The following is a 23,824-nucleotide window of genomic DNA, read 5'->3' as shown; positions in this document are numbered from 1 at the left end:
AGAGTCTGTGAAAAAAATGCTGCAATAGGATGGCGCGCAAATGACTGTTTAATGAACAGGTGTTCACTGTGAGGCGCTGGCGGAAACGAGAGTGTTAGGGGCAAAAAAAGCCCCGCATTCAGCGGGGCACTTTCTCACCTTTTCACTGGGGGAGATTAGAAATCCATTTTGACGGTGAACTGCACTTCGCGCGGATCGCCAATCTGGTTGCCCAGATTGTTGGTGGCAATTGACGAGGTGTAGTAGGTCTTGTCGAAGATATTTTTCAGGTTTACCTGCAACGTTACCGGGTATTGCAGCTTCATTTTGTAAGCGGCAAACGCGTCGGCAACCACGTAGCCCGGCAGGTAGTAATCCGCGCCGTTGGTGGCAGAACGGCGGCTAACGCCGTGACCGCCGCCGCCGAGGGTCAGCGTATTGCCAGCAAAGACGTTATGAATGTCGTACGTCAGGAACAGTGAACCGGTGTGGCGCGGCACGTTCGGCAGCGGTTTACCGGCATAATCGGGATCTTCCAGCACTTTTGCTGCGGTGTAGCTGTAGCTGGCAATCACGTTCATGTTCGGCGTCAATGCACCGGCGAGATCCATCTCCACACCTTGCGAGCGCACGCGCCCGGCGGTTTTCGCCACCGTATCGTCGCCGACGATCTCGTTGTACAGCACGTTACGTTTGTGAATATCAAACGCCGTGATATTGGCGGTAACGCCGTCGAACAGGTCGAATTTCGCGCCCACTTCGTAAGAGGTGGAGGTCTCCGGCGGTAAGTCGCCGATATAGCTGGCGATGGACGACTGTGGCATAAAGGCTTTCGCCACGTTACCGAACAGCGAAACCGATGGCGTGAGTTTGTAGACCAGGCCAAATTTTGGCGTCCATTTTTCGTCGCTGCTGTCGGTGTTGACGTTAAACGGACGGCCTTTCCCGGCGTACTGGGTGTAATACTGGTAACGCATCCCGGCGACGGCGATCCATTTGTCGGTCAGGTATAACGCATCCTGCGCATAAGCCGAGTAGCTCTCCTGCTTGATAGTTTGATCGCTGTCGGAGGCGGAGACGGAGGTGCATTTGCTGGCGTTGCCATAGACGGGGTTATAGATATTGAAATCTTTGACGTTTTTGCAGCGGATCATGTCGGTACGCAGCAGATCGTAATATTCATACGAAACGCCGGTGAGGATCTCATTATAAAACCCGCCAATGTTCACATTACCCTGCAGATCAGCCCGCGTGGTGTGCATGCGCTGCGTGGAACCTTGCGTGGCATCCACGCGGCGCGTCAGGTTGCCCGTGGTGGCATCGTAAGCCATCACGCGTGACTGGTTATCGCTGTATTTATCCTGGCTGAAGCCGTACTCGACTTTGCCGGTCCATTCGCTGTTAAAGCGGTACTCGGCGTTTAACTGCGCGATGTCAGATTCGCCGTCGGTGATATTAAACGGCTCATCGAAGCGGGTCTTTCTGTCGACATTTACCGCCTGTTTGGTGGTGAGATCGAAGATTGTGCCGCGATCAAACGGTGTCTGATAATCGCGGTGAGAGTAGAGCACGTTGACGGTGGCGTTATCGCCAAACCACGTCAGCGAGGGCGAAATAAAGGTGCTTTTCTCTTTACCAAAATTGCGCCAGTAATCTTCGTTTTGATACTCGCCAATCAGGCGGTACGCCAGCCGCGTCCCCTCAATCGGCCCGGTAACATCAAACTGGCCGGTTCCGCCGCCAAAACTTGACGAGGTGGCGGAGACGGAGCCGCCGAATTGGGTTTCCGGGCGTTTGGTGACCACATTGATAAGCCCGCCGGGATCGAGAATGCCGTACAGCGTAGACGCCGGGCCTTTCAGCACTTCAACGCGCGACACGTCGGCATTAAAGCTGCGCGGCACCACGGTGCGCAGGCCGTTGGTCATGATTGAACCGTCGCGGTTGGCGCCAAATCCCCGGCGTACAAACGCATCCTGCGTGCCACCGAGCGTGTTGGTTTGTACCACATTGCTGACGTTGTACAGCGCTTCGTCAAGGCTGGTGGCGTGTTGATCTTCCAGCACTTTATCGCTCACGGTGTTGACCACCTGCGGAATATCCAGCAGCGGCATGGACGTCAGCGTGGCGGTGGAAGAACTTATCGGCTGGTAGCCGGATGTCGCCTGTTTATCGGCGGAAGATGCGCCCGCCAGCACGGTAATGGTATCGCCGTCTTTGTTTTGCTCCGGCTTGTCTGCCGCGTGTGTGAACGGTGTGAAGGCCGCCCCTAAAAAGAGCGCAGAAAACAGCGCGTGCCCTTTCAGCCCGGAAATACAACGAGTTAACTCAGCCATTTATTCTACTTTTCCCGAAAAAACCTGAACAACGCAGGAGTGAACGTTTTTAAGTTTTATTGCCCGATTGCGCGACTCTACCCGTTTGCTGTGATTCACAGCGTCGGATATGTAATTGAGAATCATTCAATCATGAGGCTTTGTAGTAGTAAACGCAAAATGAAAGAAATTTGCTACAGCAGATTCAGGCGTGAAATGCGACGCGAAAAGCTGTGATGAATTCTGGTTATCTATTTGAATGTAAAATGATTATTTTTAATTGCCGCGAGGCGTTTTTTTGTAGTGACACAAAATAAAGGATTGTTTGTTTCACTGGCAACGGCACTTGACTACTACAGCAGCAAACGGCAATATCGAAAAGAGAATGAGATTTATTTTTGTTTGATGGTTTAGTGCGCGGCTATTTTCATGAGCGTGCGGCGCAGGAGTCAACATGCCACAGCAAGTGGAAAATCAAGCCGAAGGGCAAGGGATCGTGCTGGAAAGCCTGTCGGCAGGCTACCACAGCAAGGTGATTGTCAACGACATTACGCTTTCGATCCCGTCGGGGAAAATGACCGTGCTGGTCGGCGCGAACGGCTCCGGCAAATCCACGCTGCTCGGCACTATCGCCCGGATGCTCAAACCGCTCGGCGGCAGCGTGCTGCTTGATGGCAAAGCCATTCATCAACAACCCACCAAAGCCGTTTCCCGTCAGTTAGGTATTTTGCCGCAATCGCCGATTGTGCCGGAAGGGCTCACCGCGTTCGAACTGGTGTCGCGCGGGCGTTTTCCGTGGCAGAGCTTTATGCGCCAGTGGTCTGAAGAAGATGAACAGGCAGTCGTTGACGCGCTAAATCTGACCGGCACCGCGGAATTCGCGCATCAAACGGTAGACAGTCTCTCCGGGGGACAGCGTCAGCGCTGCTGGATAGCCATGGCGCTGGCCCAGCAAACGCCGGTGATCCTGCTCGATGAGCCGACAACGTTTCTCGATCTGCGCTACCAGGTGGAGATCCTCGAATTGCTGCATTCCCTGACCCGCGATCATGGACGCACCGTGGTTGCGGTGTTGCACGATCTCAATTTTGCGGTCAACTACGCCGACACGCTGGTGTTCCTGAAACAGGGGCGCTTACAAGGGGTGATTAACGAAGGCGATGCCTGTACCCCTGAGCTTATCAAACGGGTGTTTGATGTTGATGTGCAAATGTCGATTAACCCACTGACCGGAAAACCCTTTTTTATGCCGTTTCGTAAACCAGCTGGAACGAGCGCATGAGTAGCGTCGCGTTTTCCGCCCGCCGTCGTGTCGGGCGCGTGGGCGTGGCCTCACTGCTGCTGGCACTATTAGTGCTGGCGGCATCGGTCGCGCATCTCGGCCTTGGCGCGCGCTATATCGCGCCGCCAACGGTCGTCCAGGCGCTGCTGGATTTCGATCCGCGTAACTTCGATCACCGCGTCATTATCAGCCTGCGTTTGCTGCGGCTGGTGGCGGCGCTATTTACCGGCGCGGCGCTCGGCGTGGCCGGAGCATTGTTGCAATCGGTCATCCGCAACCCCTTAGGTGAGCCGCATATTCTGGGGCTAAATTCCGGTGCCGCGCTGGCGGTAGTAGCATGCACGGCGCTCGGCATTAGCTCCGGCGATGCCGCATTCAGCCGCCCGTTGATTGCCGCTGGTGGCGCTGCACTGCTCTTTTCGCTGGTGATGGTGCTTTCATCTGCGGGGCGTTCGGGTTTTACGCCGATGAAAGTGACGCTGTGCGGCGTGGCCATCTCGGCATTTGCCTCCTCAATTACCGCCGCGATCCTGATCCTTGATGAGCAAACGCTGCTCAGTATGCGCACCTGGCTGGCGGGCGATCTCGCCGGGCTGAACTGGGCGCAGATCCAGCATGCGGCAATAGCTGCCGTTATCGGTTTTGCGATGGCGTTATGGCTGGCTCCGGCACTGAACATGCTGGCGCTGGGCGACAGCATGGCGCGGGGGTTAGGTGTGTCGCTGATGCGCACGCGTGCATTGGCGCTGGTGGCGATTGCGCTGCTGTGTGGTGCGGCGGTGTCGGTGGCCGGACCGATTGGTTTTATTGGTCTGGTGGTGCCGCATATGGTACGTCGTCTTGCCGGGGATGATTTACGTGTTGTCGTGCCACTCTCGGCGCTCGGCGGCGCGCTGTTGTTGCTGGTGGCAGATATTGCCGCCCGTACGCTGCTGGCGCCGCAGGAACTGGCAACCGGTGTGATGACCGCGCTGGTGGGAGCGCCGCTGTTTATCGCGCTGGCGGCGAGGTTTTTCAAATGAGCGGCCTGTTGCCGCGCGCCGGATTACGCCGTTTGCGGGTGGGTGGTTTTTCCCGTCTGCTGCGCCCGCATGCGCTGATGTGGATTTTGGGCCTCGCCATTGTGGCGCTGGCGTTACTGCTGACGAGCGTGACACAGGGTTCGTTGCCGGTTCCGGCATCTTCTATTGGCCGCGCGTTATTTTTCCCTCAGGCGCTGAGCAGCGGGCAGCAGTACGTGGTGTGGGACATTCGCCTGCCGCGCGTGCTGATGGCGCTAATGTGCGGGGCGATGCTCGGCATGGCGGGTGCGGCGATGCAGTCGATCACCCGTAACGGGCTGGCAGATCCTGGCTTGATTGGCGTGAAAGAGGGGGCGAGCGTAGTCGTGCTGACGCTGGTGCTGTGCTTTCCAGCCGTTGGTTTAGTCTGGCGACCGCTGGCCGGTATGGCAGGGGGATTGCTCGCTGCCGGGGTGGTGATGGCGCTGGCGCGAGATGTTTCGCGCCCGCGCTTTGTGCTGCTCGGTATTGGGGTTTCCTGGACCTTCGCCGCCGGGATTGGCGCGTTTATGACCACCGCCGATGTGCGCGATGTGCAAACCGCGATGATGTGGCTGGCGGGCAGCCTGCATGCTGCGACCTGGCCGTTACTGATGGTGGCGCTGTGCTGGGCGGTTCCGGCAACGTTGATTTTACTGATAACCGCGCGCGCAGCGGATGTGGCGTTGCTCGGTAATCAGGCGGCGAGCGGGCTGGGCGTGCGCCTTGCACGACTGGAACTGCTGCGCTTTATCGCGCCGGTGCTGCTCACCGCCGCCAGCGTTTCTTGCGTGGGCAGTATCGGTTTTGTCGGCCTGATTGCCCCGCATATGGCGCACTTTCTGCTGCGCGGCGGCCAGCGGGCGCTGCTGTGGGGCAGTGCGATGCTGGGCGGGTTACTCGTGCTGCTGGCCGATTCGCTCGGGCGGTTGGCTTTTGCGCCGCTGCAAATCCCCGCCGGGATTGTTATCTCGCTGATTGGCGGGCCGTTTTTCTTGCTGCTGCTGTGGCAGCGGCGCGATCGTTTATAACGCTTAAAGGTCTTGTATGCGCTTACTTTTTTCGCTGCTGGTGCTGGTTGGTCTGAGTGCCAGCGCCGCGGAACCGACACAGGTTTTCACCGACGATCTCGGGCGCGTGGTGACGGTGCCATTGCACCCGAAACGCATTGTGTCGTTACACGATCTCGATATCACTATTCCGTTGATTGAGCTTGGCGTACCGCCGGTCGCCAGCCACGGGCGTACGCGCCCGGACGGCACCCATGTGCTGCGCTCCAGCGGCATGTTGACCGGTGTCGATTTTGACAATTCAGCGATTACATTTATTGGTTCAGCGGATATCGACATTGAAGCGGTGGCGGCGGCAAAACCAGACTTGATCATCACCGAGCCCAGCCGCAACACGCCGGTGGAGCAGTTAGCGAAAATCGCGCCCACCGTCAGCATCGATCATCTGGAGGGCGGTGCGCCGGATATCTACCGCAAGCTGGCGCAATTAACGGGGACGCAGGCACGTTTTGCGATCCTTGAGCGCCGTTATCATGAGCAGATCGCTGCGCTGAAAAAAACCATCGATACCAGCAAGATAACCGTGTCGGTTATTCAGGCTAACAACGGGAAAATCAACGCACTGCACAGTTATCACTCGCTGGGACGCGTGCTGCGCGACGCCGGTTTTCGTTTTCCGCCGCTTATCGATAGCATCCCCGACGGCGGGCGCATCGACGTTAGCGCTGAGCGGTTACCGGAACTGGATGCCGATTTCGTTTTTGCCACCTGGCGCGGCGATACCGGCGGTAAACCGCAGGATGAAATGGCGGCCATGGATGCGGTGATGCCGGGCTGGTGTGATTTCCTCACTGCCTGTCGCAGCGGGCATTACGTGCTGATTTCTCGTGAAGAGGCGATCTCCAACTCGTTTGCCTCACTGAGCCTGATGGTGGCGCAGGTGCAGTCGCAAATTGCCGGTCGACCGTTACCGGCGGCCAAATAAGGGCGCACGATGCTGAACAGCAAAAAAGCGAAAACGCGCGTGGATGTGTATGGGGAACGCTTTCGGGCGCGGGCGCATACGCTGTCGCCGCGTTTGCAGGCGGTGGCGCGGTATATCAATGAAAACCGCGAAGGGGTGCTGGAGCATACGGCAATTGAGATTGCCAGGGCGACGCAAACCTCCGACGCCACGGTGGTGCGCGCGATCCAGGCGCTGGGTTTCGCCGGGCTTCGCGATTTGAAGCAGACGCTGGAACACTGGTTCGGCCCGTCGGTCTCCTCGGCGGAAAAGATGAGCACCACGGTGAGTGCGCTCTCATGCGACGTCAATTCCGGCATCGATTTCGTGCTCGAAGGGCATCAGCACACCTGCGAAATCCTCTCCGCGCCGGATAACCGCTACGCGATTTCCCAGGCGGTGGCGTTGCTGGTTGAGGCGCGACAGGTGGCGATTTTCGGCATTGGCGCATCGGGGATCCTCGCAGAGTACGCCGCACGGTTGTTCAGCCGCATCGGATTACCCGCATCCCCCCTCAACCGCACCGGCATTGCCCTGTCGGAGCAGCTTATCAATTTACAGCGCGGCGATGTGCTGATCATGATGGCGCAGAAATCGGCGCATCGGGAAGGGCTGACCACGTTGAAAGAGACGCGGCGATTGGGGATCCCGGTGATTTTATTGACCAACGCTGTCGATTCGCGCTTCAGCCAGCAAGCCGATGTGGTGATCCACGTTCCGCGCGGTGGCGAGAAGGGCAAAATCCCGCTGCACGGCACCGTGCTGCTGTGTCTGGAGATGATCATCTTGTCGGTGGCGTCAGCGACGTCGCAGCGGGCAATTAAAACGGTGAAACGCATTAATGAGTTTCACCGTGGGTTAAAACCGGGCGGGAAGAAGGGTTAAGAAATAAACATCAGCGGTGATACGTCAAAACGTTTGGCTAACTTCTTAATATGGTTAAGGTTAAGCTGGCGCTCGCCGTTGAGCACTCTCGATACCATCGATTTGCTGCCAATTTCCTCCTGAAAATCAGACGTCGTCAGTTGGTGCTGATCCATCAGTGTTCTGAGCACCGCAAGTCCTGTCGGCATCGCCGCCATCTCTTCACGCAAGGCGATAATTTCCGGTTGGTTATTTTCGTAAGCACTAATTTTCGCACAAACGATATCTACCAGCGGGCTATCGGGATTGTCTATTAACAGCTGTTCTACCAGTTCCAGCGCATCCTGATAGTCTTTCTCCGTCGGATGTTCTCCCAGCAGCGGGACCGCAGCGATGAGCGCATGGGTGGCTTTTAATGCATCAGCGACGATCATTTTTTCTTCCCCTTAGTACGATGCTGTTCGGTAAAACGGTCGTATTCCTTATGTGTGAAGATATGGCGCACATAAAACTTTTGGCTTTCGAAAAAGATCAGTGCCACAACCCTTAAATTATTATTCGCAATATCAATAATGTAATGCTTACTCAGATATTTGAAGTTATCCAGTGTGGGATACAACTTCTTGAGATCCTCTGGCGTTGGGCAGTGCGCTTTTTCGATGGTTTTCGCCAGAGTGAGTAGCGCAACTTTGTGTTGAGGGAAGCGTAAGACTGCTTCCTGAATCGCCTTCAATGATATTAAATGCATTCCTTTACCTTGTGCGTCCGTTGCCAATAAGTCAACAATACGGTGTTGGTTGCCATTTAGTCAACGATTTTGTGTGCTTCTAGCGATGACGCCGCGCCCACCGATAAACTACCAGCGCGGCGCTGTAAGCCATCACAATCGCGAGGCTCATTTTCCACATCGCTTCACCGCCGATGCCGGAAAGTGGCGTGGCAATGCCGCCGAAGATAAACATCAGCATCCCCAGCAGCGCCGAGGCGGTGCCGGAATCGCATGCTTCCACGCTGTTCATTGCTGCCGAACCGGCGATGGTGGAAATCCCGCTGTTCAGCGCGACGGTGAAAAACAGTCCTGCCAGCGCCAGCATTGCCATGCCGCGCCATGCAAAAAAAGCAGTCAGCAGCGCGGTGATCACCGCCAGTACCAGCCCGATGCCGAGCAGTTTCTGCCCGTCAATACGTCGCGCCAGGCGGGCGAAAATCAGTGCGGAAATAATCAAGCCAATCCCGTTGAAGCCAAACAGCAGGCTGAATTGCATTGCTGTAAGGCCATATTCGTTTTGCAGCACGAACGAGGATGAACCGATATACGAAAACAGCCCGGCCAGCATAAAGGCCTGGATAAAGCAGTACATGGAAAATGGCTTGTTCTTCAGCACATTGACAGAGGTTTTTAACAGCGAGCCGCCGTGGTTTTTCTCCTGCAGAGTCTCTTTCAACACCAGCATGGCAGAAAGCAGCAGTACCACACCGATGACCGCCATGGTCCAGAACAGCGCCCGCCAGTGCAGGGTTGAGGTGATATACCCGCCGAGCACCGGGGAAACAATCGGCGCAATGCCGTTAATGGTCATCAGCAGGGCGAAAAATTGCGTCAGCAGCGTGCCGTGATATTTATCGCGCGCGATGGCGCGTGACAGCACGGAACCGCCCGCTCCGGCAATGCCCTGAATAAAACGCCAGAAAATCAGCCAGTAGATACTCTGCGTAGTGGCGCACAGTACTGAGGAGACGATAAATAGCAGCAGCGACAGCAGCAGCGGGCGTTTGCGACCCATCCGGTCGCTGAGTGGCCCGAAAAAAAGCTGCCCCAGCCCTAAGCCGATAAGCGAAGCGGTCAGCGAAAGCTGGATCAGCGTGTTTGATGTGCCCAACTGTTGGCTGATATCCGGCAACGCGGGCAGGTAAAGATCGGTACAAATCGGCCCCATGGCCGTGAGCATGCCCAGCACGATGGCAAAGGCGGGAGAAATCCGTGACATAACTGCTCCGAAAACGCGCCGGTCAGCCCGGCGCAAAGGGGTTAACTGACGCCACCGCCCAGCGATTGCCAGAGCGTTACGCGGTTTTGCAGATCGGTTTGTTGCAGCGAAATCAGCGACTCTTTTGCCGTCCACAGCGCGCGCTGCGCGGTCAGCACCGACAAGTAATCGCCGGTTCCGGCGCTGTACTGGCGCTGGGCGATATCCAGTGCTTTCTGCTCTGCGACGACATATTCACGCTGTGCGTCGAGTTGTTCGTTGAGCGTTTCGCGCCGCGCCAGCGCATCGGCAACATCTTTAAACGCGCTCTGAATGGTTTTCTCGTAGGTCGCGATCAGCCCTTTTTTCTCGGCTTCGGCGTAACGCAACTGCGCGACATTTTTCCCCCCGGCAAACAGCGGCAGCGAAATGGATGGCGCGAAAGACCACACTTGCAGGCCGTGGCTAAACAAGGAGGAGAGCGAATCGCTGCCCACCCCGGCGCTGGCGGTCAGCGAAATGGTCGGGAAGAAGTTCGCCCGCGCCGCGCCGATATTGGCGTTGGCGCTTTTCAGGTTATGTTCCGCTTCCTGAATATCCGGGCGACGCAGCAGCACGGAAGAAGACACGCCCGCTGGCGTCAGCGTAATGCTGTTGTCGGCAAGACTTTCCAGCGTACCCGGCAGCAGCGACTCAGGAACTGTGTCACCCGCCAGTAAATTGAGCGCGTTTTTATCCTGCGCCACCTGCGTTTGATAGCTGGCGACGCTGGCACGCGCCTGCTGGAACACCGCCATCGCATCGGCGGTATCGCTGGCGGCTGCCACGCCGATCTGCTGTTTACGTTTGACAATGTTCAGCGAGTTTTGCGCGCTCTCCATCGTCTGCTTCGCAAGCACAAGATTGCTGTTATCCGCCGCCAGCGTCACCCAGGCGGTGGTGATTTCCGCCACCATGCTCAGGCGCGTGTTTTGCGCTGTGTACTCGCTGGCAAGCCAGGTTTCACGCTCTGCGCGGGTCAGGCTCTGGTTACGGCCAAACAGATCCAGCTCGAAGCTGGAAACCGCGCCATCGGCTTCGGCGCTGCTGGTTAATCCAGTGGCGACGGTGCGGCTGCGAGTGCTGCTGAGTTCGGCATTCAGCGTCGGGAACAGCGCGGCGCGGTCTTCGGCATACAACGCGCGCGCGGCATCGATGTCGGCAATCGCTTTTTGCACATCGCGGTTATGGGTCAGCGCATTGCTGACCACTTGTTTCAGGCGGCTGTCGTTAACGATCTGCTGCCAGTCGGCGGCCACGGCTTTTGCCTGGCCTTGCGCGCCCGGTAACGTCGTGGGAATAGGCGCCTGCGGGCGCTGGTAAGTCGGGTCGAGAGAGACGCAACCGGCGCTCAGCAGGGCGAGGAAAAGAACACTGATACGCAACATAATTACTCCTGACGTGCGCGTTTACCGGTGAACAGTTTTTTCACCAGTACAAAGAACAGAGGGACAAAGAAGATGGCCAGCAGTGTCGCGGTGAGCGTCCCGCCGATGATCCCGGTGCCGATCGCGACGCGGCTGTTCGCGCCTGCGCCAGTGGCGACGGCCAGCGGCGTAACCCCGGCGATAAACGCCAGTGACGTCATCATGATCGGGCGCAGGCGAGTCCGCGCCGCACGCAGCGCCGCGCGTGATAAAGAGCTGCCCTGGTGAACGGCCGCTTCGGCGAACTCGACAATCAGAATGGCGTTTTTCGACGACAGACCAATGGTGGTCAGCAGCGCGACCTGAAAGTAAACATCGTTACTTAATCCGCGCATCCACGCCGCCAGCGCCGCGCCCAGCAAGCCCAGCGGGATAACCAGGATCACCGAAAGCGGTACAGACCAGCTCTCATACAGCGCCGCAAGGCACAGGAACACCACCATGATTGAGATGGCATACAGGCTCATGGCCTGTCCGCTGGCGAGTTTCTCCTGCAATGACAAGCCGCTCCACGCCCAGGTTGTCCCGGCCGGTAAGACGTTGGCGAGATTTTCCATTTTGGTCATCGCTACGCCGGAACTGAAGCCGCTGGCGTTCTCGCCCTGAATTTCGTAAGCGGCGGAACCGTTGTAACGCACCAGCGTTTCCGGGCCATATTCCCAGCGCGTGGTGGCGAAAGCCGAGAACGGCGTCATGTCGTTATTGCTGCCGCGCACAAACCATTTATTCAGATCCGCAGGTGCGGCGCGGGAATCGCTTTCGCCCTGGATATAGACCTTTTTCACGCGTCCGCGATCGATAAAGTCATTCACGTAGGTACCGCCCCAGGCGCTGGAGAGCGTGTTGCTGACATCACTCAGTGAAAGCCCCAGCGCCACCGCTTTGTTGCTATCGATATCGACCTGTAACTGCGGTGTTTCCGGCAGCGCGTTGGCGCGCACGGCGGTAAGTTCGTTGCTCTGATTAGCGCTCGCCAGCAACTGATTGCGCAGTTTCAGCAACTGGTCGCGATCGGTGCTGCCGCTGGCGAGCAATTCAAAGGTGAAACCGTTGCTTTGACCGAGCCCGTCCACCGAAGGTGGCGTCATGGCGAAGATGCTGGCATCGCGGATACTGCTTAACTCGCGGCTGGCGCGCTGGGCAATCGCCTGTGCGGTATTTTCCGCGCCTTTACGTTGCGACCAGTTTTTCAGTGAAACGAAGGCCATCCCGGCATTCTGCCCGCTGCCGCTAAAGCTAAAACCGGTCACGGTGAAGATGGCCTCGGTGTTGGCTTTCTCGGTGTTGAGGAACCAGTCGGTCACCTTGCTGGCGACCGCGTCGGTACGCGTGGCAGTCGCCCCGGCGGGCAGGGTGAACTGCACCATGATTTCGCCCTGGTCTTCTGTCGGCAGGAAGCTGCCAGGCAGACGCCACATCACAAACGCCATGGCTGCACAAAGCACGGCGTACGTGCCGGCCACGGCAACCGTGCGGCGCAGCACGCGTAATACACCGTGTTGATACTTGTGCTCGGTGTTGTTGTAAAAGCGGTTAAACGCGCCGAAGAACCCTTTTTTATGCGGCGTGCTGTGTTGCATTACCGAGCCGCAGAGTGCTGGCGTTAAGGTCAACGCAACGACGACCGACAACGTCATCGCCGAGATAATGGTGACGGAGAACTGGCGGTAAATCACCCCGGTGGAACCGCCGAAAAAGGCCATCGGCAGAAAGACGGCAGAGAGCACCAGCGCAATCGCGATCAGCGCCCCGGAGATTTCACCCATCGATTTGATGGTGGCATCTAGGGCGGGCAGGCCTTCGTCGTGCATGATGCGCTCGACGTTCTCCACCACCACAATGGCGTCATCCACCAGCAGGCCGATTGCCAGCACCATGGCGAACAGCGTCAGGGTGTTGATCGAATAACCAAACAGCGCCAGCACGCTAAACGTCCCCAGCAACACCACCGGCACCGCCAGCGCCGGGATAAGCGTCGCGCGGATATTTTGCAAAAACAGGTACATCACGCAGACCACCAGAATGATGGCTTCAATCAGCGTTTGCACCACGTCTTCAATCGAGATCTTAATAAATTCGGTGCTGTCTTTCGGGTACGCTACATCGTAGCCCTGCGGCATGCTGTGGCGGTACTCGGCGATTTTATCTTTCACGCGTGTTGCGGTATCCAGCGCGTTCGCGCCGGGCGCCAGCATCACCGCCAGACCGGCAGCCGGGTGGCCGTTCAGCTTCGCTGAAGCGACATAATCTTCACTGCCCATTTCAACACGCGCGACATCTTTCACCCGCACGACCGCGCCGCTGCTCTCGCTTTTGATGATAATGTCCTGGAACTGCGCCACAGTTTGCAGGCGCGACTGGGCGCGCACCGTGGCGGTGAGCTGCTGTTGGCCGGAAGAGGGTAATGCACCGATTTTACCGGCAGAAACCTGTACGTTTTGCGCTTCAATCGCGGTCTGCACATCGGATGGCATCAGCGAGTACGAGGCGAGTTTGTCGGGATCCATCCAGATTCGCATCGCGTATTCTGCGCCAAACACCTGCAAGCTACCGACACCGTTCACGCGTGCCAGCGGATCCTGCATGTTACTGACCAGCCAGTCGGCGATATCGGAACTGGTGGCGCGGTCGGTTTTGTCGTACAGCCCCATGATCAGCAGGAAGTTGCTCTGGGATTTCACCACCGTCACGCCGGATTGAGTGACTTCCGTCGGTAAGCGGGATTCCGCCTGCTGCACCTTGTTTTGCACCTGCACTTGCGCCGTATCCGGATCAGTGCCCTGCTCAAAGGTGACGGTGATATCCACCTGGCCATCGGAGCTGCTGGTGGAGGTGAAATAGAGCAGGTTATCCAGCCCGGTAAGTTGCTGTTCGATTACCTGGGTGACGCTGTTTTCCAGCGTCTGCGCCGAGGCGCCGGTATAGGTAGCGCTGATCTTTATCGCAGGTGGCGCAACATCCGGATACTGCGCGATCGGCAAGGTGCGGATCGCCAGAATACCGGCCATCATGATAAGGATGGCGATCACCCAGGCGAAAACCGGGCGGCGCACAAAGAAGCTGGAGAACATCAGGCTTTTCCTCCATTGTCTTGCGGGATCTCAACGGCTTTCACAGTCGATCCCGCGGCGACTTTATCGGTGCCTTCGACGATCAGCTTGTCGCCATTTTCCAGGCCTTTCAGAACTAACCATTTATCGCCATAGGTATCGCCGGTTTCGATGTTGCGCTGCTCAACCTGATTCTTCGCATTGACGACCAGCGCAGTGGCATTGCCTTTCGCATCACGCGTGACGCCTTGCTGCGGCGCGAGGATCGCGTTTGCCATCACCCCTTCTTCCACGCGGGCGCGCACAAACATCCCCGGCAGCAATTGCTGGTGCGGGTTGGGGAACACCGCGCGCAGCGTAACGGAGCCGGTGGATTCATCGACGGCAACTTCGGTCAGCGCCAGGCGGCCTTTTTCACTATAGGTACTGCCATCTTCCAGCGTCAGCGTGACGGCGAGCGTATTGCTGTCGCTGGCCAGCGCTTGCTGGCGCAGACGCAGCAGATCGACACTTGAACGGGTAAGATCGACATACATGGTGTCGAGCCCGCGCACGGTTGCCAGTGCCGTGGTCTGTTCCGCCGTGACCAGTGCGCCAGGTGTGACGGACGAGATGCCAATGCGCCCGCTGATCGGTGAAGTGACGGTGGTCCAGTTCAGGTTGATGCGCGCGCTTTCCAGCGCCGCTTTTTTCGCGCTTACGCTGGCTTTGTCCTGTGCGCAGGTCGATTGCGCATCGTCAGCGTCCTGGCGCGAGACGCCATCCTCTTTCACCAGTTGCGCGTAGCGGGTGGCTTTCTGGCAATCGGATATTACCAGCGCCTGCGCCTGTTTCAGCGCGGCGTCGGCTTCATCAAACGTGGCGCGGTAGCTGGAAGGGTCGATCTGGTAAAGCGCCTGCCCGGCCTTTACCGTATCGCCTTCCGTAAACAGGCGTTTTTGAATAATGCCGCCAACTTGCGGTCGCACTTCTGCGGAGAGTGACGCGGCGGTACGCCCGGTTAACTGGCTGGTCACGGCGAGCGGCTGGCTTTTCAGGGTGACGATGCCGACTTCCTGAGTGGGGTGTTGTGCAGGTGGTGTGGCGTTATCGCATCCAACCAGCGTGAATGCGGCCATCAACGTTGTAGTTATTAACTTCATGACTATTTTCCTGGCATAAGCGAAGCCTGCCCGTTTTTAAAACAGGATAATAAGCAGGCGAGTTGGCGCTTATTTCCGAAGGGCTGGAAATAAGCGCGGGTTTATATTTGTCGGGTTATTTCTTTGGCAGAAATATCATGGTGATAATTTCCTGATACAGCTCTTTTAACTGTGCCGGGTTGCATTTTTGTGGCGTTAAACGGCGCAATGTCGCGCCTTCCATCAAGCCTGCCAGCAGCTCAACGCAGCAGCGTACTTGCTCGGCGCTTAAATGTGGATGTCGGCTCTGCATATGGTTGCAGGCATTGTTAAACATGCGGGCATCGGCTTCGACCATCATTGCCTGAACGTGTGGGTTGCGCGTCGCTTCTGCCGACATCTCCAGCATTAACGCGTCGTCATCCGGGCTGAGCGTTTGCCGCCAGGCCAGCACCTCCGGCAGGTGCGTGGTTTCGGCTTTGTTTTCCATTTCGGCGATGCGGTAGTCGATGATTCGGCGAACAATCTCCTCAATAATGGCGTCTTTACTGCTGAAATAGCGGTAGATCTGCCCGACGCTCAACTGGGCTTCGAGGGCGATTTGCGACATGCTGGCGGCGTGAAAGCCGCTCACACGAAAACGCCGACGGGCGGCGGCGATAATCTCATCTTTACGCTGCTGATGGCGTTGTTCCTGCGTGGCTTTCGGCGGCATCGGTAACCCTCGGTTGATCGCTTTTTGAGAGTGATCGTTCTCAATTATCAAATAGATTAAACGAAGTTATATTTTTCGCGTAAACATTTCCTGCGCAAATTATTGGAATTTACAAAACTTGCTATTGTGAAGAAATAATGAAAAACAATGAAGAAATGCGCCAGAAAATAATAGCGAAGAGAGTTGGTATTAATTTGAAGGCATTGTGAGGGAGTACAAATAGAATAAACCGGTGCCATTTATCGGCACCGGTTATTTTTGTGCGTTTATTCTTTTCTCTGCTGATGAATGGCCAGCCCGCTTTCGCCCGGCGCAATCTCCGGACGCAGGGTTAACGCCGGTATGGTGTAATCCCCGCCGTTTTGCTGGCGAAACGGCAGCGGCGGCGTCTGCCATAACGTATCCAGCCGCTGTGCCAGCTCTTCACGGTGCGCGGCGAATCGCGCGTCATCAACGCGACTGGTGCGATAAATCACCAGCGGCGGCAGCACCTCAAAACCCGGGTAAAACAACATGCCGTGCTGGATTGGAAACAGAATGTCGTCGATAGGGCCATTAATACCGCGCGGGCTGTAGTGCGATTCCCAACCGCCAGCGGTGACCAGCAGCATGGCGCGCTTACCGGCCAGGCTGCCTTCGCCGTAGCGATCGCCCCAGTGTGTGTCGCTGTGCTCGCCTACACCGTAGGCGAAGCCGCAGGCGTAAACGCGGTCGAACCAGCCTTTCATGATGGCGGGCATGGAAAACCACCACAGTGGAAACTGGAAAATCACTGCGTCGGCCCATAACAGTTTGGCCTGTTCGGCGGCGATATCCGCAGCTTGTCGGCCCTGCTCGAAGGCGTGTTTCGAATCTGCCGACGGGTTGAAAACATCGTTAACGGGCGCATCAAGGCTATCGTTCGCATCGAGCTGCGCTTTCCACTGCATGGCGTACAGGTCGGAAACCTCGACTTGGTGACCTGCTTTTTCAAGATGCTGCACGGCAAATTCTTTCAGCGCGCCATTGAGCGAATGCGGCTGCGGATGGGCATAAACAATCAAGACATTCATAACAACTCCCGGCAATAAGATTGAAGCTGCAGGGTAGGTGAAGCGCAGATATAGTAGAAATTAATTACTGATATCACAGGTATAGCCATGGTTAATCTCAACCGCCTGGATCTGAACTTGCTGCTGACGCTGGATGTATTGCTCCGTGAGCACAATGTCACACGCGCGGCGCAGCGGCTGAATCTTTCTCAGCCTTCGGTGAGTGTGCAACTGGCGCGGCTGCGCGAGATCTTTGATGATCCGTTGCTGTTGCCTGGCCCGCGCGGTATGCAACCGACCGTGCGGGCGGACGAACTACGTGAACCGTTACGCCAGGCGCTGGAAGCGCTGGAGCGCGCGGTGTCGCCAGTCAGTGCGTTTGACCCCGCCCGTGCCAGTGTCACCTGGCGCATTGCGGCGACGGATTACACCGAATCGGCGGTGCTGTTGCCGCTGCTTAACACTTTGCGTCGCGAGGCGCCCGCCAGCCGCCTCGCGGTGTTTGAACTTAACCCCGGCCAGATTAAGCGCCAGGCCGAGCAGGGTGATATCGATCTGTTCTTCCATTTGCGTGAAGGCGCACCGGCGTCGCTGCACCAGCGGTTATTGTTTACTGAGCGCTATGTCCTTGCGGGGCGTTTAGGCCATCCCGCGCTTAAACACCGCCCGTCGCTCAAACAGTTCTGTCAGCTGGAGCATGTGATTGTTTCGCCGGAGGGTGGCGGTTTTCAGGCGGCAACGGACGACGCGCTGGCGGCTCGCGGGTTGACGCGCAATGTGGTGCTTTCGGTGCCGCATTTCCTGTTTATGCTGGATGTGCTGGCGCGCACCGATTTGGTCGCCGTGCTGCCGGAGCGGCTTGTCGCCAACACTGGCGCATTGCAGGTCGTTGATCCGCCTCTTGATCTGCCAGGCTTCGATATGCTGATGCTCTGGCATGAGCGGTTGCATCGCGATCCCGGACATAAATGGCTGCGCCAGCAGGTTCTCGCTGTGTTGGGAAACGCTGATCGGACTAACACGCCGTAATGAGTATGTTGAGAATAATTCTCAACATTATTGAAGCGCGTCAGGGCGAATGATAAGGTGTAGGCCATTTCGCCCGCGCGTGGGTGAGGGTTCGACAGATAGCGATGGCTGCCGTCTATGCAAAAAAGACACTTTTCAGTAGAAGACTTTATCGGTTTTGGTGAGCGTTATGGGATTGATTACCGCTTCCCGTCGCTGGCAACCGGTCTTTTCAGCAAAGCTCAGCGCATTGTGATTCAGGGCGACGTCGAAGAGATGACGCTCTCTTCTGGTATCAACCTTACCCGTTCTGATATTCGCGTTCTGCAACCTTATGAAACCACCTCGCTGCACAGTTGCCCGCTCTATATGCTGGTGGTGCTGGAAGGCAGCGTGATGCTGCGCCTGAACGGCGAAGCGTTTGTTGTGCGCTCCGGCATGGCATTTACTTCGCGCCTGAGCGAGCACCAGGTGATGAATGCCAGCCATCTGGCGGATTGCCATCTGCGCACCTTATCGCTTGGCGTCGATTCGGCAAGCTGCTGGCAATCACCGCTCCTCTCCGCACTTTTACAGCAGTGGGAAGCGCATGGCGTCCCGACCTTTTTATGGCAGGTGCCAAGCTTTTTACTGTCGGGTTTACAGCAAACCCAGCAAGCCTCGCTGCCTGCGCTCTCCCGCCAACTGATGCTGGAAGGCGTGATGCTGCAACTGCTGGGTAACGCGCTGTCGCAGCGCATGCAAGGGCAGGAGAGACGCCGCCCGGTTCAGTGTGGTGCACAGCAGCGGCTGGAAAACGTGCGCCGTTTACTGGAACAGCACCCCGAAAAAGAGTACACCCTGGCAGCACTGGCGCAGCTGGCGGCGATGAGCGCCAGCAGCCTGCGCGTGAAGTTCCGCCAGGCGTACGGTCACTCTGTATTTGATTACCTGCGCGACTGCCGTCTTGAACTGGCGCGTCGCTATCTGGCTGAAGGCTACAGCGTGCAGCAGGCCGCGTGGATGTCCGGTTATCAACACGCCACTAACTTTTCCACCGCGTTTCGCCGCCGCTACGGTATGGCGCCCAGCGAAATTCGCGCGTCCTGATTTCCCCTGTGTAGACCAGCTTTGCTGATGCGGGCGCGGTTTTATCATCGCGCATACGTGAATCATCACTGCGCATAGCTATCGGCGAATTCAAAAGGGTAATAATTCTTATTTACAATAATAATGGCTTCTGGAGATTTTCATGTTCGCAAAAACGCGACTGGCGCTGATGATTGGCTGCATAACCGGCGGGATGAGCGTAACGGTGCTGGCACAAGAGACAACTCCCGGCAACGATACCGTGGTAGTGACTTCACAAATGCAAAGCGGCGCGACCAAACTGGAGACGCCGGATATCGAAACGCCGCAGGCGGTATCGATTGTCACCCGCCAGCAGTATGAAGAGCAGGGTGCCATCAGCGTGCGCCAGGCGGTGAGCTACACGCCGGGTGTCTACAGCAACCAGATTGGTGCATCCAACCGTTTTGACTATATCGTGCTGCGCGGTTTTTCTGACGGTAGCCTGGATAACGTCTATCTCGACGGGCTGAAAATGATGGGCGACACCAACTCCCACAGCTCGCTGGTTATCGATCCGTGGTTCCTGGATAGCGTGGAAGTGGTGCGCGGCCCGGCATCGGTGCTGTATGGGCGTTCATCGCCAGGCGGTATTGTGGCGCTGAATTCGCGCAAGCCATCGTTTGACCCCGGCGGTGAAGTGAAGCTGTTCGCCGGAAATAATAACCAACGCGGCGCGGCGTTTGATGTCACCGGCCCGGTGGATGATAACGACCGTGTGGCGGTGCGTTTAACCGGAATGACGCGCTATGCGGATTCGCAGTTTGACCACCTGAAAGAGCAGCGTTACGCCATCGCGCCAAGCCTGACCTGGCGCATTACCGATCACACGCGCCTGGAGCTTATGGCTTACCTGCATCGCGATCCCGAAGGTGGCAGCCACTCCGGTTTGCCGTATGAAGGCACCGTAGTGCCGCACGCGGGCAAGAAAATCTCCAACACCTTCTTTGAAGGCGAAGATGATTACGACAAATACGATCGCCGCGAAAATATGGTCGGCTACAACGTTGAACACGCCTTCGACAGCGGCTGGTCGGTGCGCCAGAAACTGCGCTACCTGCACACCACTGTCGATCTGAACCAGGTGTATGCCTCGGGCTGGCTGAACGATAGCGAGCTGAAGCGGGGTTACTCCGGCTCGGATGAATCGCTCTCGGCGGTGACGCTGGATAACCAGATCGATGGCAGCATTGATACCGGCGTGATCAACCATCGCTTGCTGTTTGGCGTGGATTATCAGCGTCGCAGCAATAATGTCACCGCCTCTACGGGCAACTTCCCGGCGATCGATGCTTTCCACCCGGTTTATGGCGCCGATCCACTGTCGATCAGTGTTTATAGCCGCGAAAAGCACAAACTTGAGCAGACCGGGATCTACGCCCAGGATCAGATGTCACTCGACAGATGGCGTCTGACGCTCGGCGGTCGTCACGATCAGGTGAAGATCACCAACGTCAATAAGATCAACGACACCAGCGATACACTGGATAAGAACCACTTCAGCAGCCGCGCGGCGCTGATGTACCTGTTTGATAGCGGTTTTGCGCCGTATGTCAGCTACTCAACCGCGTTCACGCCAACCAGCTTTACCGACGAGTACGGCAAGATCCTGCAACCGATGAAAGGCAAACAGTGGGAAGCGGGGCTGAAGTTCCAGCCGGAAGGCTCGCAAACCATGTACAGCGCGTCGGTGTATCGCATCAATCAGGAGAACATCGCCACCAAAGTGGAGCCGACCGATCCCTACCGTTCCATTGGCGAGATCGAATCCGAAGGCGTGGAACTTGAAGCCGTGGGTCAACTGACGGACACCCTGCGATTGCAGGCGGCTTACACCTACAACGACATTCGCTACAAAAAGAGCAGTGCGCAGGAGCAGGGCAAACGTGCGGTGTACGCGCCGCGTAACCAGGCCAGTGCGTGGCTCAGTTATGACGTGAAAGAGGGGGCGCTGAACGGGCTGACCGTCGGTTCCGGCGTGCGCTATGTCAATGGCATCACCTCCGATCGCCAGAACACGCACACGCTGCCGTCTTACACGCTGGTTGATCTGGCGGTGGGTTATGACCTGAGTCATGTGGGACTGAAAGGGTTGAGCGCGCAGGTTAACGTCAACAACCTGACTGACAAACGCTATGTCGCGGCGTGTAACTCACTCTCTTACTGCTATTTCGGTGCGGAACGCAGCATCGTCGGCAGCCTCTCGTACCGCTTCTGATGCTCTGATTTCACCCGGCTTTGCGCCGGGTGAAAGCCTGGCATTAGCTCAAATCCACGTTTTTGTGACCAAAGAACCAGGTGGCGAGAAAACCGCACACGTAGGCGACGACTACACCGGCGGCGTAAACTGCCATTCCCGTGTAGATCCCCTGACCGGAAGTCATCAACGGCAGCGCCACCAGGCCGGATGGGCCAAACACGGTGTTGAGTCCAACCGGCAAACCGAACCAGGCGAAAGTGCCAATAAAGAAACCACCACAGGCGCCGCCGATACAGGCCGTGACAAACGGTTTTACGCGCGGCAGCGTGACGGCGTAAATCAACGGTTCGCCCACCCCGAGCAGTCCGGGAATGATCGCGCCACGAATCTGATTGCGCAGAATCGACTCGCGCGCCGAGCGGAAATAAAGCGCCAGCGCCGCGCCCACCTGGCCGCCGCCCGCCATCGCCAGGATCGGGAACAGCGAGTTAAAGCCCTGCGCATCCATCAGTGCGAAATAGACCGGAATAAAACCCTGATGCACACCAAACACGACGGCAATCAGGAACAGCCCGGCCAGCACCGCACAGCCGAATGGGTTGCCGTTAAGGTGCAGGAATAACCAGGACATGCCTTTAAACAGCTCAACGCCGATCGGCATAATCACCGTGAAGGTTAACGCGCCGGTAATCAGTAGCGTCAGCAACGAGGTGAGGATCATGTCGAGATTATCCGGCATGAATTTACGGATCTGCCGCTCTATCCACGCGCCGGTGATTGCTGCGATCAACACGCCAATAATGTTGCCGCGCGGATCGATTCCCATACCAAAAAAGTTATCGATGCCGGAAAAATAGCCCACTGTCGCTTTTGGATCGTAACCGAGCACAAAGAGCGCGGCGATGATCGCGCCATTAACGCCGCTACCGCCAAAGGCTTTTTGCGCGTTATAGCCAATTAAAATCGGCAGGAAAGTGAACAGCGCTTTGCCGAAAACTTTCATATAACCAATGATATGGACAAGGGTGGCATTTTTTTCGGCGGCATTGATAATCAGGCTTTGTTCAATCAGGGTAGCGAAGCCAAGCAGCATCCCGGCGGCGATAAAGCCAGGGATTAACGGGGTGAAAATGGTCGAAAACTTCGCCAGAAACTGATGCACGCCGCTGGTCTGTTTCGCTTTCATCTGCTGTTTGGTATCGCTGGCGATACTTTTTAGTGACGCCGTTTCCACAGAGGCGCTGACGCTGCCTGTCATCGCGCTCATCATTTCTGCCGCCGTTTGCGCTTTGCCGGGGCCAACGATGATTTGCAACTGATCCTCGCTATTGACCACGCCAAGAACCCCGGGCAGCGCTTTGAGCCCGGCGTTATCAACCAGCGCATCGTTGTTTAACGTCAGGCGCAGCCGCGTCATGCAGTTGCCGCAGGTTTTAATATTCTCTTTGCCACCCACCAATTGCAGGATAGCGGCAATAAACTGTTCGCTGATTTTGGCCATTAGTTGACTCCCGCGTGAGCCAGCGCTTGGCGAATAAACCCACCGTTATCGGCTAACAGGCGTGCTGCCTGTTCAGCGCTCAGTCCGCCTAACACCATCACGATGGCGGTTTTACAATGCCCATCGCAGGCTTGCAGCGCCTGGGTCGCGGTGGCGCTGTCGCAATCGGTCGCTTCCATCACGATATTGATTTGCCGCTGCACCAGCTTCTGGTTGGTGGCTTCCACATCAACCATTAAGTTGCCGTACACTTTGCCGCTGCGGATCATCGCGCCGGTGGTCAGCATGTTCAGCACCAGTTTTTGCGCCGTTCCGGCTTTCATTCGCGACGAGCCGGTAACGACTTCTGCGCCCACTACCGGCACGATGGCGATATCGGCGATTTGCGCCATTTCACTGCCTGCGTTACAGGTCAGCGCGACGGTGGTCGCACCGAGTTTTTGGGCGTACTGCATAGCGGCAATGACATACGGCGTGCGGCCGCTGGCGGCGATGCCGACCAGGATGTCGCTCGCGTTAAAATTGAGCGCTTTAAGGTCGTCAACGCCGAGCGTCAGGCTATCTTCGGCGTTTTCTACCGCCTGCAAAATGGCACGATGACCACCGGCTATCAAACCAACTACCTGCTCGCGCGGCGTGCCATACGTTGGCGGGCATTCACTGGCATCAAGGATCCCAAGCCGCCCGGATGTACCCGCGCCGCAGTAAATCAAGCGCCCACCTTTTTGGAAAGCTGCCACAATGGCGTCCACCGCCTGTGCGATCGCCGGGATCGTTTTTTCCACCGCCAACGCCACTTTTTGATCTTCACGGTTGATAACTCTCAACATCGCTTCGGTATCAAGCATGTCAATGTCAGCGCTGGCGGTATTGCGGCCTTCGGTAGTCAGTCTGGAGAGATCAATGTTCATCAACGTTTCGCTCAACTCGGTTTCACTGTTCTTTGCCTGCTGCGCTGCGGCTCAGGCACCCGGTAAGGAATAATATATTACTCATAAAATGTTTAATAAGAATAATTTATTCTTATTTGCTTATTACGCCAGAAATGTGATGCCGTTCATACGGCAATATTGCACACAGATTTTACTTACCGGCATGTTTTCTAAGACTTAATTATTTAATGTCATTGATTGATGGGACTTTTCTTCCTGTCTGCGTTAAAAGA

19 protein-coding genes are annotated in these 23,824 nt (G+C 56.8%); 8 read left to right on the top strand and 11 right to left on the bottom strand.

Annotated elements, in window-relative coordinates; all coding sequences use genetic code 11:
• Window positions 1-155: 155 nt before the first annotated feature.
• Window positions 156-2,315, bottom strand: coding sequence for a TonB-dependent siderophore receptor (locus tag C813_RS42945; protein ID WP_017457765.1), 2,160 nt, complete (start codon window positions 2,313-2,315; stop codon window positions 156-158).
• 433 nt (window positions 2,316-2,748) lie between these two features.
• Here C813_RS42945 and C813_RS42940 point away from each other — a divergent pair, with 433 nt between their 5' ends.
• The 5 genes from C813_RS42940 to C813_RS42920 are packed head-to-tail and all read left to right on the top strand — an operon-like array spanning window position 2,749 to window position 7,514.
• A complete protein-coding gene (locus tag C813_RS42940) occupies window positions 2,749-3,576 on the top strand; it encodes an ABC transporter ATP-binding protein (RefSeq protein WP_017457766.1) in 828 nt (275 codons plus the stop codon).
• Window positions 3,573-4,598, top strand: coding sequence for a FecCD family ABC transporter permease (locus tag C813_RS42935; RefSeq protein ID WP_017457767.1), 1,026 nt, complete (start codon window positions 3,573-3,575; stop codon window positions 4,596-4,598). Before C813_RS42940 ends, C813_RS42935 begins: the two co-directional genes overlap by 4 nt.
• Window positions 4,595-5,647, top strand: coding sequence for a FecCD family ABC transporter permease (locus tag C813_RS42930; RefSeq protein WP_017457768.1), 1,053 nt, complete (start codon window positions 4,595-4,597; stop codon window positions 5,645-5,647). Before C813_RS42935 ends, C813_RS42930 begins: the two co-directional genes overlap by 4 nt.
• A gap of 16 nt (window positions 5,648-5,663) precedes the next feature.
• Window positions 5,664-6,611 carry an iron-siderophore ABC transporter substrate-binding protein gene (locus C813_RS42925; RefSeq protein WP_017457769.1) on the top strand — a complete coding sequence of 316 codons (948 nt, stop codon included), beginning with the start codon at window positions 5,664-5,666 and terminating at the stop codon, window positions 6,609-6,611.
• A gap of 9 nt (window positions 6,612-6,620) precedes the next feature.
• A complete protein-coding gene (locus C813_RS42920) occupies window positions 6,621-7,514 on the top strand; it encodes a MurR/RpiR family transcriptional regulator (RefSeq protein WP_017457770.1) in 894 nt (297 codons plus the stop codon).
• Here C813_RS42920 and C813_RS42915 read toward each other — a convergent pair.
• The 8 genes from C813_RS42915 to C813_RS42880 form a co-directional block, all read right to left on the bottom strand.
• Window positions 7,511-7,927 carry a helix-turn-helix domain-containing protein gene (locus C813_RS42915; protein ID WP_017457771.1) on the bottom strand — a complete coding sequence of 139 codons (417 nt, stop codon included), beginning with the start codon at window positions 7,925-7,927 and terminating at the stop codon, window positions 7,511-7,513. The two genes, C813_RS42920 and C813_RS42915, sit on opposite strands and share 4 nt — an antisense overlap.
• Window positions 7,924-8,241, bottom strand: coding sequence for a type II toxin-antitoxin system HigB family toxin (locus C813_RS42910; RefSeq protein ID WP_017457772.1), 318 nt, complete (start codon window positions 8,239-8,241; stop codon window positions 7,924-7,926). Before C813_RS42910 ends, C813_RS42915 begins: the two co-directional genes overlap by 4 nt.
• A 79-nt stretch (window positions 8,242-8,320) precedes the next feature.
• Window positions 8,321-9,481, bottom strand: a complete 1,161-nt coding sequence (locus C813_RS42905; RefSeq protein WP_017457773.1) for a multidrug effflux MFS transporter — start codon at window positions 9,479-9,481, stop codon at window positions 8,321-8,323.
• A gap of 41 nt (window positions 9,482-9,522) precedes the next feature.
• Entirely contained in the window at window positions 9,523-10,887 is a 1,365-nt protein-coding gene (locus tag C813_RS42900) for an efflux transporter outer membrane subunit (protein ID WP_017457774.1), read from the bottom strand.
• A gap of 2 nt (window positions 10,888-10,889) precedes the next feature.
• Window positions 10,890-13,997, bottom strand: a complete 3,108-nt coding sequence (locus C813_RS42895; RefSeq protein WP_017457775.1) for an efflux RND transporter permease subunit — start codon at window positions 13,995-13,997, stop codon at window positions 10,890-10,892.
• Window positions 13,997-15,118 (bottom strand): efflux RND transporter periplasmic adaptor subunit, encoded by a 1,122-nt coding sequence (locus C813_RS42890; RefSeq protein WP_025263737.1) that lies wholly within the window; start codon window positions 15,116-15,118, stop codon window positions 13,997-13,999. The genes C813_RS42895 and C813_RS42890 overlap by 1 nt, the downstream gene beginning before the upstream one ends.
• 115 nt (window positions 15,119-15,233) lie before the next feature.
• Window positions 15,234-15,812, bottom strand: coding sequence for a TetR/AcrR family transcriptional regulator (locus C813_RS42885; RefSeq protein WP_017457777.1), 579 nt, complete (start codon window positions 15,810-15,812; stop codon window positions 15,234-15,236).
• Between the two features lie 266 nt (window positions 15,813-16,078).
• The gene (locus C813_RS42880) at window positions 16,079-16,864 is read right to left on the bottom strand and encodes an NAD(P)H-dependent oxidoreductase (RefSeq protein WP_017457778.1); all 786 of its coding nucleotides are present in this window, start codon (window positions 16,862-16,864) and stop codon (window positions 16,079-16,081) included.
• A gap of 87 nt (window positions 16,865-16,951) precedes the next feature.
• Between C813_RS42880 and C813_RS42875 the strand changes: the two genes are divergently transcribed.
• The 3 genes from C813_RS42875 to foxA all read left to right on the top strand — a co-directional run bounded on the left by C813_RS42875 (window position 16,952) and on the right by foxA (window position 21,176).
• A complete protein-coding gene (locus tag C813_RS42875; RefSeq protein ID WP_017457779.1) occupies window positions 16,952-17,872 on the top strand; it encodes a LysR family transcriptional regulator in 921 nt (306 codons plus the stop codon).
• 117 nt (window positions 17,873-17,989) lie between these two features.
• On the top strand, window positions 17,990-18,940 hold the full coding sequence (locus tag C813_RS42870) for an AraC family transcriptional regulator (RefSeq protein WP_017457780.1): 951 nt from the start codon (window positions 17,990-17,992) through the stop codon (window positions 18,938-18,940).
• A gap of 142 nt (window positions 18,941-19,082) precedes the next feature.
• Window positions 19,083-21,176 (top strand): ferrioxamine B receptor FoxA, encoded by a 2,094-nt coding sequence (gene foxA / locus C813_RS42865; protein WP_017457781.1) that lies wholly within the window; start codon window positions 19,083-19,085, stop codon window positions 21,174-21,176.
• A gap of 43 nt (window positions 21,177-21,219) precedes the next feature.
• Here the strand turns inward: foxA and murP are convergent, their stop codons facing one another.
• Both murP and murQ read right to left on the bottom strand, forming a co-directional pair.
• Complete coding sequence (gene murP / locus C813_RS42860) at window positions 21,220-22,659, bottom strand: PTS N-acetylmuramic acid transporter subunit IIBC (protein WP_017457782.1); 1,440 nt, start codon at window positions 22,657-22,659, stop codon at window positions 21,220-21,222.
• Window positions 22,659-23,570 carry an N-acetylmuramic acid 6-phosphate etherase gene (murQ, locus tag C813_RS42855; RefSeq protein ID WP_017457783.1) on the bottom strand — a complete coding sequence of 304 codons (912 nt, stop codon included), beginning with the start codon at window positions 23,568-23,570 and terminating at the stop codon, window positions 22,659-22,661. The genes murP and murQ overlap by 1 nt, the downstream gene beginning before the upstream one ends.
• Window positions 23,571-23,824 lie beyond the last annotated feature (254 nt).

Origin of the sequence: Kosakonia sacchari SP1 (genome assembly GCF_000300455.3) — a bacterium.
Lineage (GTDB): Bacteria > Pseudomonadota > Gammaproteobacteria > Enterobacterales > Enterobacteriaceae > Kosakonia > Kosakonia sacchari.
The sequence above is the reverse complement of the archived record's forward strand: the minus strand, read 5'-3'. Positions and strand labels throughout refer to the sequence as shown.